Origin of the sequence: Rhodoferax sp. (assembly GCF_028689295.1) — a bacterium.
GTDB lineage: Bacteria > Pseudomonadota > Gammaproteobacteria > Burkholderiales > Burkholderiaceae_C > Rhodoferax.
Genome location: NZ_JAQTWL010000036.1, coordinates 1 through 11987, shown reverse-complemented (window position 1 = coordinate 11987; position 11987 = coordinate 1). Strand labels below are relative to the sequence as shown.

Below are 11987 nucleotides of genomic sequence, written 5' to 3'. Positions count from 1 at the left end.
ACGCGGGTGTATATGGCTCGTTCCTGCTGTTTGCCAAACGCGCCGAGAAGAAATACGGCGTGAGCGCCCGCGACATTTTGGTCGAGATGGGCCGCCGCGGTATGGTCGGCGGCCAGGAAGACATGATTGAAGACACCGCCATGACCATGGCGCGGGAACGTGGGTTGACCTTGACCGCCGCATGAATTCAAACCCGGCGCGGCATGAAGCGCGCCGCCTGACTAGTTTCCACTCCACTCACTTAAAGGATAAAAAATGACAGCACTCACCGAAAGTTCCACCAGCAAGTTCGTGAAAATCAATGAAAAAGGTTTTTCAGATTTCAAGATTCACTACAACGAAGCGGGTAACGGCGAAACCGTCATCATGCTGCATGGCGGGGGCCCCGGCGCTGGCGGTTGGAGCAACTATTACCGCAACATCGGCGCCTTTGTCGACGCCGGCTACCGGGTGATCCTGAAAGACTCGCCCGGCTTCAACAAGTCGGACGCGGTGGTGATGGACGAGCAGCGCGGCCTGGTCAACGCCCGTGCCGTCAAAGGGCTGATGGATGCGCTGGGCATCGACCGGGCGCACCTGGTCGGCAACTCGATGGGGGGCGCCACGGCGCTGAACTTTGCTATCGAATACCCTGAGCGCATCGGCAAACTCATTCTGATGGGACCCGGCGGCCTTGGCCCCAGCATGTTCGCGCCGATGCCGATGGAAGGCATCAAGCTGCTGTTCAAACTGTACGCGGAGCCGTCCTATGAAACCCTGAAACAGATGATTCAGGTGTTTTTGTACGACCAGTCCCTCATTACCGAGGAGTTGCTGCAGGGCCGCTGGGAAGCCATTCAGCGCCACCCGGAGCACCTGAAGAACTTCCTCATCAGCGCGCAAAAGGCGCCGCTTTCAAGCTGGGATGTGTCTGCCAGGCTTGGAGAAATCAAGGCCAAGACATTCGTTACCTGGGGGCGTGATGACCGCTTCGTTCCCCTTGACCACGGCTTGAAGCTGGTCTGGAACATTGACGACGCGCGTTTGCATGTGTTCTCCAAGTGCGGCCACTGGGCGCAATGGGAGCATGCCGATGAATTCAACCGCCTGGTGATTGATTTCCTGCGGCAGGCCTAACGAGAAAGCCAAGGCTTTCCTATAAAAGAAGACGGGCGGGCAAATGGAGATGCTCGTTCGTTAAAGAATTATTTATTTCTGAGGAGACAAAATGAAACAAGGATTAATTGGCCCGATCACCGCCGGGGTATTGGCAATCACATCTCAGTCGGCACTGGCGGTCAGCGACGTATTTCGGTTCGTTGGGCATGGCCCGGTGTCGGCGGCGATGGGCGGTGCGGCCACGGCGTTCGATGTGGGTGCTGCCGGCATGATGACCAATCCGGCGACACTGTCGCTGATGCCCCAGGGGTCGGAATTCCATCTCGGCATGGATATGGTATTTGCTGACCTTTCAATCAGGAACCCCGCGACAGGGGAGCTTGCCCGATCTTTGGATCACTCCAACAACCGCGGCCCCTATGCCGCACCCCAATTGGCATATACCCATCACAGCGGCTCCTTGGCGCTTGGCGTCGGTGTCTTTCCACAAGGCGGGCTTGGAACAGAATATGGAAACAGCAGTTTTCTTTCCCGCGCCCCCGGCGGCCTGGCTACCGGGCTCGAAAACTCGAGTCGCCTGCTGACCTTGAACATTCCCTTTGCGGCAAGCTACGAAGTCAATGACAAGCTGACAGTGGGCGCAAGTCTCGATGCGATATGGCAGGGCATGAACCTCGAGATGCTGCTTGGCGCCGATCAGGTTGGTTCGCTGATCGGATCGGGCCGGGCGAGCGGTAGCCTCGTGCCCGTGCTCGGGGGCTTGCCTGACTTGCGCGGTGCACATTTAAGCTTTACCAGGAACCAGCCAGTGGCCAGTGGTGCTGATGCGTGGGGTGTTGGCGGACGCATCGGGCTGACCTACAAGGCCTCGAAAGAGACGGTTCTGGGTGCCGCGTATTCCATGGAGAGCCACATAGCTGACATGGAAGGTGATGCCACCCTGACTGCGGTCGACGCCGTGGTCGGCCAGGTTCCGCTCCAAGGCAGGATCAGCGTGCGTGACTTTCAAACGCCGGCGCAATTGAATCTTGGCATAAGCCACCAGTTCAATGACAAATGGATGATTGCTGCCGACATCTCCCGGATATTCTGGAAGCACGCCATGAAGAACGTCAATGTCGGGTTTGTGGCGGATAGCGGTGCCAATATCGACATTTTGTTGCCGCTAAACTTCAAGGATCAGACCGCCCTGTCGCTCGGAGCCGCTTACCAAACCGGCAAGTGGACGCTGCGAGGTGGCGCCCGTTTCACGACCCAGGCGCTGCGCTCCGAGACCCTGCTGGCGGTCATGCCTGGCATTCCGACGACGTTCGGCTCGGCGGGGTTTTCTTATCAGCTCTCGCCAATAAGCAAGGTGGATTTTGCCTGGAACCATTCCTTCAAGAAGAAGATGGATAACGCCAGTTTGCCCAATACATCCGCGCCGATAAGGGCAGAGCATGCCCAGGACAGTATCGGTCTGGCCTATACCTACAGCTTCTGAAATAGCCGTAAGCAAACCGTTTTTAACGAAGAATAAGTACTGATTAGTCCCTCGCATGGACGTCGCTAGGAAAGCAAGATTCGGCGGTGTGAGGGAGCTCAAAGGGTTTGCAGCCTTACATCCGGTCTATTCGTGCTGGCCAGTGCGGTGGTGCAACTAACCCGCCATTCGACATTAGCTTGCGAAACTTGCGTGTTGATGCACTCGTCTGCCCGTGCCAATAAACCTATTTCCGGCAGTTGACGCCTCATAAACCGGCTGCAAGCTAGACTGGGAGCCAGTTTCAACGGATTTATCGAGGTCACCAAATGGGTGAAGCAAAAAGAAGTCAAGTTGCTGTCCAAACACAGGCACTGGAGTCCATGGTGGTGGACATCCCGGGCGGTCGAGTTCACGTGCAGTGGGACCATAGCGCCAGCGCCACACCGAATGCAAAGCTGACCTTCTTCGCTGAGTTCTTGGCCACCACTGGCATCTACGAATCCTGGGCCAACAGCTGTCCCTTGAGCTACACCAGCCCCAACGCGCACAGCAAACGTGATGTGCTGGGAACATGGTTGCTGGCGATACTGGCCGGTCACAACAGCTACGCTCACATCACTGGGCTGCGAGGCGACGCGGTGAGCCCGCAGATTCTAGCAATGCAGAAGATCATCATCGAAGACGCGTTGCGTCGCTCGTTGTCACGCATGAACGCCCAACAAAGCCAAACTTGGCTTGTGCCCCAACTCCTGAGTAGCGTGCAAGCTGCATTGAACACCCCGTGGATTCTGGATATCGACACCACCATCAAACCCTTGTACGGCAAGCAAAGCGGGGCTGAGGTCAGCTACAACCCGCACAAGCCTGGTCGCCCCAGCCACGCTCTGCACACCTACTGGGTCGCCAACCTGCGATTGGTGCTGGACGTGGTTGTCTCACCCGGCAAAGAGCACAGCGCTGCCAAAGCACGACCTGGCCTGATCGGCGTGCTGGAAAAGCTGGGCGACCAGCAGCGCCCGGCCTTGGTTCGGGGGGACTGCGGCTTTGGCAACGAGCCCTTCATTGCCGAACTGGAGGATCGTGCCCAGCCCTACCTGTTCAAGTTGCGCCAGACGGTAGGCGTCAAAAAATTATTGGCACGTCAATTCGCGCGTGATGACTGGACTACACCCGGCACCAGCGACCAGGGTTGGAGCGCCGTCGAAGACACCCTCAAACTCTCGGGCTGGGACAGATCGCGTCGGGTGGTCATACTGCGTCGTGCCGTTAAAGCCGATTTGGCGCTGAGTCGCAAGATCAAGAATGAACCGGGCGAGCAAATTGAACTGCTAATGCCCGACAAAGACGTGCAGGCTTGGGAGTACGCGGTGTTGGTGACCAACAGCGCCTACGCCTTGGACGCTTTCGGTCAGCTCTATCGGGACCGAGCGGACTGCGAAAACGGCTTTGATGAGTTGAAGAATCAGTGGGGTTGGGGCGGGTTCACGACCCAGGACATTGAGCGTTGTCAGACCAGTGCCCGCGCCGTGGCGCTCGTGTACAACTGGTGGTCATGGTATTGCCGGGCCGCCAAGCCGGGCGTCAGGATGGAGGCCATCACCAGCCGAGCGCTATTGCTCGCCAGTGTGGGCCGAGCCGTCAAGCATGCGGGACAAACCACGCTGTATCTCACGCCCATGCACGCCGCAAAAGACAAGCTGATCTGGCTCATCGCCAATATCCGCGCGGCCTTGAGTCATGTAAGGGATGTTGCGGAGCAGTTGCCTCTGACAGACCGTTGGAAGACGTTCCTGGACTACGTGGTGGCGAAAATAACCCGCCCTTTGCCGCCGTGGCACCGAACGGATCAACTCACGATGGCAGGGTAACTGCCGGATTTAGGTTCAATCGACGAAACTTCCCTTGACGACATGGTATCTGGTGATCTACCTCAGCCGCGGTCCAAAATCCCATGACTGGTTATTGTGAACTGCTGAAGTGGCTTCGGCTTCGAAGCCATTGATTTAGCCGGTTCGGACTGAGGTGAAAATGCGATAGGGCGTAGTTCTACATTGCCCAGGGCGTCCATCACCGATCGTGAAATTCAGTCCATCAAATTCGCCACTCACTACATCAATAGATGCAACTGTTGCGGCGGATAAATCGCGTTGTTTATGACGAAAATTTGAACTTCAACTCGCAGGGGCAGCGCACCCAAGGCTATATTTCCAGCGCAGGTTCGGTTTCAGCTACTTTTGCCGACGTGACTTTCAAGGGTTCAAGAACTTCAGCTCCAGCCGGATCCACTTGCAACTCATCCGCTGTATGCTCAACGTTCTGCTTGACCTCAACGGCCAGGCTTTTTTCAATCAGATAGTCAACGGCCTTTGACGCAGCTTTTGCCGCTGCAAAAACCGCATGTTTGTCGCCTTTAAGTGCTTCAAGCCACGACCCGATGTAGGCCGCGTGATTTTTATCGTCAAACGGCACACCGGTCTCGGCACTGGCGAACGCGCTGCACAACTCTGCAACCAGTTCTTCACGGGCATATCCTTCCGTGCCAAAACCATTTGAAAGTGGACGACCTAGCCTGTTTTCACCGCCAGTTGCGTGACCGAGTTCATGCAATAAGGTGCCAGCATAGGCTTCAGGACTTTCAAATTGATCAGGGTTTGGCATTTGAACGGCATCGCGTGCAGGGGAGTAATAAGCCCGATCACCCCCATGGCCAAGCCTCAGTCCATCCAGTTTCATACCTTCGGCAATTTTTTCAACAGCAGCGATCTTCTCAATGGCAGGACGGTCTCTTTTGGTTGCCATCGGTTCAATGGACAATCCGGTGCACTGCTCGACGTTGAAGGCATGGCTGGTTTTTTCAAACAGCAAATTCAGTGTCTTTTCTGCCTGTTTCCAGCTGTATTTGATTCCGCCAGCTTCAAGAACCAGTTGGCGGGTGTCCACCTCAAGCCCGCTGGCCAGCTTGACAGATTGCGCATTCTTTTCTGGCGTTTCACCAAGCTTGACGCGAGCGCCATTGAGCGTGATGTCAACATCGCGGCGGCGATGAAAGGGCAGTTCGTCCCAGTATTCAATCGGGGTTGACTTTTCACCTTTGGCGACGCCACCGCCCAAGCCTTGCGCCTGTTTGAAGGTCAGCCAACGTGGATCAGCATAACCCTTGTCCATCCCCTGCATCATCAGCATAAGCCGGTTACCACCGCTGTAAATGCGGCCGGAAACCGCATTGCGGGGCAGTCCGGCGGCAACACCACCTACATTGGTCCAACCCTTTCGCCAGGGCATGACACCTGATTCCAATGAGGCGACAATCCGTTCCGTGATCTGTTCACGCAGGTCTTTTTTGGCCTCAGTCATGATTCACCTCGACAAAATCCGAGGGGTCCACCTCATCATGCTCGGGGCCGATGAGATCGATGCCGAGCTTGTCTGCATCACGAATCAAATGCACATCAGCGTCGGCCGCGATGCCCATTGCTGCCATGGTGTCCGGGGAGAGAATCATTTGAGCTTGCATGGTTCGTTTCATAAAAACGCCCGAACAGGTCGGGCTTGGTTGATCAAAGTTCAATGCCTTCTTCAAAGTCGTGTTGACGAGCTTTGGGTATTTTTTCGCCTACTTGAAAGGCGTTTTCCTTTTCAAGTGCTTGTTCTTTCTTCTCCTCGACCACTTCCGGTGCGGCTGTTTCCCGGGCCTCCAAATACGCCTCACGCACGTAGTCGCCGGAGGTTTTGAAATACTGTGCAATCTTTGCCTTCTGCGAAGGTTCCAGCGCTTCGCGCTCCCTGATGACGCGGTCATCACGCACCATCACGACATCTGTTCCAAGCTGTGTGAGCTTCCCGTCGGTGTCCAAAATGCCTTTCTCTTGCAGCAGATTGACAGAATCGGGCTCAACGCCACCGTCTGGCTTTTCAAGGTCGGCCCTGGCGATTTGGTGAATCGCTTGATAACCCAGATCCTTGATGCTGGCATTGGCCGCAAGCATGCGTTCATCAGGCATGGAAATCCTGTCGGCACCCACCAGGTCAACACCGGCCACAGGTTTTTTCATCAACACATCAATCGTCCGTTGATCGGCACGAAGGATGGACTTGCCGACAGGTGCCAGCGTCAGGTTCTTGGCCGGATCACCCGTGATACCTGCGTCGATACTTGGAATGCGGGCGCGTTCAAGCCCTTGGGAGACCTGTTTGCCTCTCATCCAGGCCCGCAATACCTCAGGCTCTGTGTTTTGCAACGGGTAGCCTAATTTTCCGGAAATTTCCGCCGCACGCACTTTGAATGCGGTGTCGCCGGTTAACAGCAGGCCTTTGTCCACGTCAAACTTTTTGGCGGCAATCTTGAGTGCCGCTTCAACGTCACGATCATCGGTTTTGCGCACATCCAGGCGGTCACCCACATCCCGCACCGCCACAGTCAGGCCGCGGGTGTATTCCATGACCCCATCCTTGCCCTCGCGCGCATGCAAATCGGTCAGGACCATGTTGGGTGCGGTTTGCTTGGTGAAGCCTTCCAGGCCAGAGTCCGGCGCTTTTTCGGCTTCTTCGATCAAACCGTCAAATGTTGGATCGTCGGGTTGTTCCAGCTTCGATTCCCTCAAGAAATCGAGCCAGCTCTGCGGTTTGGCTAATGTGCCATCCAGTACGCGAGCGGCCTTGTCTTTTTCGGCGTAATAACCTTCCGTCAATTTGGCAAGCTCAATGGCCACTGACGCAGAAATGGACTGTTCAGAGGCATTCAGCCCTTTCAGCCTGGTCTGCAGATCGCCACGGGTTGCTTCCATGCTGGACTGCAATTGCAGCCACTTTTCGCGGAATTCCTGTTCGTGCTGATCAATCCCGCCATTGCGAATTTGGCGCTCCGGTGCAGTTTTGGCTTCATACGCATCCAGCAGGGCAATTCGCTTTTGTTGCTCACCCGTCAAATTTTCCATCGATGCCTTTCAGGTACAAGTTCATTGGCCACCGGAGTCAGGCGGCGTGCAATTGATAAATGGAATCGTCAGAGCCGGACCCCAGCGGCCATCGTTTGCTGACTTTTGAACAAGTGCATTGCGAAAGGCAAGGTCGTCGTCATAGTCAACGCGCCACTTTCCCTGTTGTTGCAGCCAGGGTTTGGCCAGGTCGAGCGATGCGCGCCGCTTTCCAATCAAGGTTTGGTGTTCAGGCGTTAAGACTCCATAGCCCGCATAAACTTTCCACCCAACAAAATCGGCACTTGTTGAAGCACAGCCACCGCCAGTTGGGGAGCTTGGGATACACGCTGAGTACGAAAAAGTTGTACCTATTGCCGGTGTTTCAACGTAAATTGGAAAGCCGCCGGTCGTCCAGGCCATCCAGCCGGTGGGCGTCAAAAACGCCGCTGGGTAACCAGGCCTCAAAGGGTCTTCAATGCCAACCCAGATGGCGCCAGGCAGGCCAGCATCGGCTGCGGCAACCGTGCCACTGATGGAAATTGATGCAGGTGACGGGTCAAATGTCGTTCCAGCGCAAAAGACAGTGCCACTGACGGTTTGAGCCAGGGCGCCCATGCTGTGGACAAGTAGCAAAAATAAGCCGGATTTTTTCAACATGGGGCGGTATTCCTTTGGAGGAGGCCAGCCCAGCACAAGACTTGGGGGAAGGGTGGTGAACCCCCGCTGGACTGGCTTAAGCCATACCGGGAAGGCGCAAATGAAAAGCCTTGGTGGACCGGCCTGGCTTTGACATGCTCAAAATCAGTGGTATGTCGGCAAGATGATCGAGCGGTTGACCATGACGTTGAACGCCATGCCAGGACGAACTTGCAGCGTGGGTGAAATGTTCAAACTTTTTTGCAAAATCTTCGAGCTGACATCACTCAAGGAAGTCATGGCCGCAGCAGAGGCTTGAGCTGAGCCGGACGGCGTGTTGAATGCCCCTTGGTTTTGTGGCTGCGACTGTTGTGCGGCAACTCCCAGAAACGACACCAACAGCGCCGATGACCAGGTTTTCCAGAAATGGTTGTTGACCTGATCTTCCATGCCGGATTGACCCTGACCATCGGCTGCCGACATGCCGCGCAGGGAAATCCGTGAACCATTGGGAAAAATCAGTTCATCCCAGGCAGCCAGCACCCGAGATTGACCATAAGCAACATCAGCCGAATACCTGCCGATCAGGCGTGAGCCCTGCGGAATCAACACAGCGTCAGGTTCATTGGTGGCATACACAGTTTGGCGAGTCTGGGCCACGATGGTGCCAGGTAGATCAGAATTGATGCCGGACAGCATGACGGCGGGGATGACGGAGCCAGCCGTCAGTTCAAATTCGCCCAATTTGGGTTTGAGCAATTCTGGCAAGTAGCCTTGGTCAGCCGCTTCTTTCATGAATGCCTTGTTGCGGGCCTGGGCCGCCACCGCAGGGTCAAGGCCAGCGGATGCGCCACCAGCCAGAGTGGCAGGAAAATTTCCTGAAATACTGCTGGTACTTGTCACCCCAGCTGGCAAATTCGCCATGCGCATGGCCTCAGCCGTGGCAGACGCACGCGCATTCGCAGCACGCCCATTGGCGGCTGACAGCTGTTGAGTCACACCACCACCCACGGCCTCACCATCAGCATTCATGCCCACGATTCCTCCCGCAGCCGATTTGGTAGCTAGCGCTGCACCACCCTTGTTGATGTCAGAGGTTTCGGCTGAGTCAGAGGCCATGATGTGCCCCTGAATGCGCTCATACTTGCGCTTTTGCAGCCACAACCGGTGTGCCTCAGCGGGTGAGGGCGGTGAGGCACCACCACTGGCAGTTTGGGTTCCCCCAGAACTGCCTTTTGGATTTGACGAGCGGCTTGTTAATGGCCCTGTTTGCTGGCCATCAGTCATTTGAAGAGTGGCTTGATTGCCTACCGCTGCAGCGGCAACAGTGGCTCTGCGCTGGAGGTCTTCAGTGTTTTCCTTGTAAGGAGCCGTTTGGCCTGGTGCGTCACTTGCGGTCAATTGTTTTTTAGACTCAGCTTGACCACCACTTTTGCCACTGATCATCACGCCGATCAAAATCGCCGATGCCACCGTTGACGCGCCACCCAAGAGTAAAAACTGGCCTTTTTTGGACAGTCGCTTGGTGCCAGGCGGTGGCGTATGAATTTTCAGAGGCTGACCTGGGCCATCAATGGCCGCCACCTCAACGTCCGCTGCATCGTCAGCGTGGGATTTCTTGCCAAATCTGAACATCATTTGCCGCCCCAACTGAACAGACTATTGGGCGATGATTTTTGGCACTGGACGGTTTGGGCGCTGTTGCCCACACCCAGAACCAGACTGAGCTTGGCGGGTTTGCCATCGATGATGTAGTAGCCATTCACCAGCCGTGAATTCAGCAGCTCGGTTTCATTGTTGGAGACATTGAACACCGCTGGTGCATCACTGGCTGATGTGCCTGGTGGCAACTGAATGAACGTGTGTGTGTCATTGGCAAAGACCCGTGCAGGCTTGAATGCAGCCTCACCGGTGCAGCTGTAGCCAAAATCAAGCGTTGTCGGATCAAGCTTGCCTACCGACTTGTCCGCCACGACCCTTTGGGCTTTGGCTTGTTCAGCGGCAAGCTTGGTGGCCGCAATCGTTGCCTCAAGTTCCGCCTTTTGCCGTGCATACGCTAGCGCCTCAGCACTCAAATCGCGTGTCATGGCAGCCGGGTCATACCAGCTCACCATAGGCACGTACTCGGTTTTGTTTGAGACCAGGTGCATGTAATAAATGCGTCCCTTGTCGGTCGTCACCACCAGGTTCGTTGAGAGGCCCGCCTGTGTCGGTTTGATCATCATCACCGGCTTTGCCCCGGCTGTTGCGGTCTGTAATAACCATCGCACCGTATCGCCAATTGACACACTGGTCGCGGCCTCGCCGTCCTGCAGTGCTACAGAGCAGACGTGTAAGGGGGCGCAAGTGATTGTCGGGCGTGAATATCCATAGGGATATTCGACAACGCCACCGGCACCGACCAGCGCATCAGCCACGCCCGTTTGTTCCCAGCGTTGCGCTGCTGCAAGCCTTGCGGCATCGGCGACAGGAAGTTTTCTGACCTGGACCTTGGCTGTTGGCAGCACAGGTGACGGAGCCAAAACGTCTGGAGATGCTGTGATTTTTTGTGATGCAGGGGCAGGGTGCAAAGCCAGGGCTTCAACAGCCGGAGGTGATCGTGGGATTGATGGTTGAGTGGATATCAGGCTGTGATCGTCCGCTTCGATGGTTTCGACGGCGGCAGGCTTTGTGGGCGAAGCAGCAGTATTTGACTGTGCAAATGCGCTGGCAGCCAATGCAAGAGCGGTGAGGGTGAGGGTGAGGAGGGATTTTTTCATGATGACTGCCTTTACAGAACTTCTTTTGTCCAGGAAATGGACTTGACGTAAATGCCAAATGGGTTCCAGAGCGCGACTTTGGGGCTTTCTGCCAGCTTGGCGTCAATCCCGACCGTGACGACCGCTTTCCAGTGTTCCGCCACAGCCGTCGCGCCGGGCCTGGCTTTGGTTTCCACCCAGGACACTTGGTAGCTTTCGCCCCCTTGGGGAATGACAGATGAAATGTCAACGCGGGTGACCGAGCCATCGACCGAAAAGGGCGAGTTGTCTTTGAAGAAATCATTCAGAAATGCAGCCACGTCACGGCCCGCCATGGCATACACCCGGTTGAGCGTGACCTGTTGGGCAACCGCATCTGGCAGCATGGAGCGCACATCTTTGATGAAGGCTGCCAGTTGGGCCACCATTAACCGCTTGTCGAAATCACTTTTTGCAACCGGCGCAGGACGGGCCACAGCAACCGGAGAGCCGAGCTGATCGGTGACAACCACAAACGGTTGAATCTTTGATTGGGACCCGATGAAAGCAATGCCCACCACAGCCACAACCGCGACAGCCAAGGAGCCAACCGCAATCAGTTGCCAATTGCGAGCGCGTGAGATCAACCCTCCGTATCGCTCATCCCACTCCCGGCGGGCGTTGAGGTATGGATTTTGTTTTGACATGCATGCGTCCTTTTGAGTGCTGTTGCCGAATACCGTTTTGGCGCAAGCAGCACAAAGAAGGGAAGGCATGGAGCCCAGCCGGCGGGTAAGGGCACATTTACCAACTCCACCATCCACAAACAGAAAATGGCCTCCCGAGCCAGCCGCCTGCAATGTGTTGAACTTGCATCATTTATTTGCGCGTATTAAAATAAATACGCGCCACAAATTTAATGCGCACATAAAACCCATGCAAGAACAGAACCCCTACCGGACCGTGCGTCGCAACCCTGACGACCACAGCGAAGTGTCAGATGCACTGGGCCGCCACTTCCAGCTGCAATCGCACGACCTCAAAAACACGCGAGACCTGCGCACCCTGCTGCTGGACGCTGCGTATGAACTTCAGGCACAACCGGACCTCACCGACGCCCACATTTACCTGCACAGCTGCACACTTGCCAAAAAA

General features: G+C 55.8%; 11 protein-coding genes and 1 pseudogene. 5 read left to right on the top strand and 7 right to left on the bottom strand.

From position 1 onward, the window contains the following. The 4 genes and pseudogenes from PHF15_RS16020 to PHF15_RS16005 form a co-directional block, all read left to right on the top strand. Window positions 1-185, top strand: a pseudogene (locus PHF15_RS16020) (4-hydroxy-2-oxovalerate aldolase); the annotation flags it as partial. A gap of 70 nt (window positions 186-255) precedes the next feature. Continuing rightward, complete coding sequence (gene bphD / locus PHF15_RS16015; RefSeq protein WP_300122722.1) at window positions 256-1116, top strand: 2-hydroxy-6-oxo-6-phenylhexa-2,4-dienoate hydrolase; 861 nt, start codon at window positions 256-258, stop codon at window positions 1114-1116. Between the two features lie 91 nt (window positions 1117-1207). Further along, the gene (locus tag PHF15_RS16010) at window positions 1208-2581 is read left to right on the top strand and encodes an outer membrane protein transport protein (protein ID WP_300122720.1); all 1374 of its coding nucleotides are present in this window, start codon (window positions 1208-1210) and stop codon (window positions 2579-2581) included. Between the two features lie 308 nt (window positions 2582-2889). Continuing rightward, on the top strand, window positions 2890-4431 hold the full coding sequence (locus PHF15_RS16005) for a transposase (RefSeq protein ID WP_300122719.1): 1542 nt from the start codon (window positions 2890-2892) through the stop codon (window positions 4429-4431). Between the two features lie 331 nt (window positions 4432-4762). Here PHF15_RS16005 and PHF15_RS16000 read toward each other — a convergent pair whose 3' ends face one another. The 7 genes from PHF15_RS16000 to PHF15_RS15970 form a co-directional block, all read right to left on the bottom strand. Continuing rightward, complete coding sequence (locus PHF15_RS16000; protein ID WP_300122717.1) at window positions 4763-5917, bottom strand: zincin-like metallopeptidase domain-containing protein; 1155 nt, start codon at window positions 5915-5917, stop codon at window positions 4763-4765. Continuing rightward, window positions 5910-6089 carry a hypothetical protein gene (locus PHF15_RS15995; RefSeq protein ID WP_300122716.1) on the bottom strand — a complete coding sequence of 60 codons (180 nt, stop codon included), beginning with the start codon at window positions 6087-6089 and terminating at the stop codon, window positions 5910-5912. The genes PHF15_RS16000 and PHF15_RS15995 overlap by 8 nt, the downstream gene beginning before the upstream one ends. A 31-nt stretch (window positions 6090-6120) precedes the next feature. Further along, window positions 6121-7497 (bottom strand): LPD7 domain-containing protein, encoded by a 1377-nt coding sequence (locus tag PHF15_RS15990; RefSeq protein WP_300122714.1) that lies wholly within the window; start codon window positions 7495-7497, stop codon window positions 6121-6123. A 21-nt stretch (window positions 7498-7518) separates the two neighbouring features. Then, complete coding sequence (locus PHF15_RS15985) at window positions 7519-8136, bottom strand: hypothetical protein (protein ID WP_300122713.1); 618 nt, start codon at window positions 8134-8136, stop codon at window positions 7519-7521. 144 nt (window positions 8137-8280) lie between these two features. Next, entirely contained in the window at window positions 8281-9234 is a 954-nt protein-coding gene (locus PHF15_RS15980) for a TrbI/VirB10 family protein (protein WP_300122712.1), read from the bottom strand. A 515-nt stretch (window positions 9235-9749) separates the two neighbouring features. Next, complete coding sequence (locus PHF15_RS15975; RefSeq protein WP_300122710.1) at window positions 9750-10874, bottom strand: TrbG/VirB9 family P-type conjugative transfer protein; 1125 nt, start codon at window positions 10872-10874, stop codon at window positions 9750-9752. A gap of 11 nt (window positions 10875-10885) precedes the next feature. After that, window positions 10886-11692 carry a type IV secretion system protein gene (locus PHF15_RS15970; RefSeq protein ID WP_300122708.1) on the bottom strand — a complete coding sequence of 269 codons (807 nt, stop codon included), beginning with the start codon at window positions 11690-11692 and terminating at the stop codon, window positions 10886-10888. A gap of 76 nt (window positions 11693-11768) precedes the next feature. Here PHF15_RS15970 and PHF15_RS15965 point away from each other — a divergent pair. Beyond that, the coding region (locus tag PHF15_RS15965) for a hypothetical protein (protein ID WP_300122705.1) at window positions 11769-11987 on the top strand (219 nt) is incomplete at its 3' end.

What these genes read in the sequence shown, in the direction of transcription:
- PHF15_RS15985 (WP_300122713.1), bottom strand. Translation starts at nt 8,136, where the DNA reads ATGTTGAAAAAATCCGGCTTATTTTTGCTACTTGTCCACAGCATGGGC.
- PHF15_RS16000 (WP_300122717.1), bottom strand. Translation starts at nt 5,917, where the DNA reads ATGACTGAGGCCAAAAAAGACCTGCGTGAACAGATCACGGAACGGATT.
- bphD (WP_300122722.1), top strand. Translation starts at nt 256, where the DNA reads ATGACAGCACTCACCGAAAGTTCCACCAGCAAGTTCGTGAAAATCAAT.
- PHF15_RS15995 (WP_300122716.1), bottom strand. Translation starts at nt 6,089, where the DNA reads ATGAAACGAACCATGCAAGCTCAAATGATTCTCTCCCCGGACACCATG.
- PHF15_RS16005 (WP_300122719.1), top strand. Translation starts at nt 2,890, where the DNA reads ATGGGTGAAGCAAAAAGAAGTCAAGTTGCTGTCCAAACACAGGCACTG.
- PHF15_RS15980 (WP_300122712.1), bottom strand. Translation starts at nt 9,234, where the DNA reads ATGGCCTCTGACTCAGCCGAAACCTCTGACATCAACAAGGGTGGTGCA.
- PHF15_RS16010 (WP_300122720.1), top strand. Translation starts at nt 1,208, where the DNA reads ATGAAACAAGGATTAATTGGCCCGATCACCGCCGGGGTATTGGCAATC.
- PHF15_RS15975 (WP_300122710.1), bottom strand. Translation starts at nt 10,874, where the DNA reads ATGAAAAAATCCCTCCTCACCCTCACCCTCACCGCTCTTGCATTGGCT.
- PHF15_RS15990 (WP_300122714.1), bottom strand. Translation starts at nt 7,497, where the DNA reads ATGGAAAATTTGACGGGTGAGCAACAAAAGCGAATTGCCCTGCTGGAT.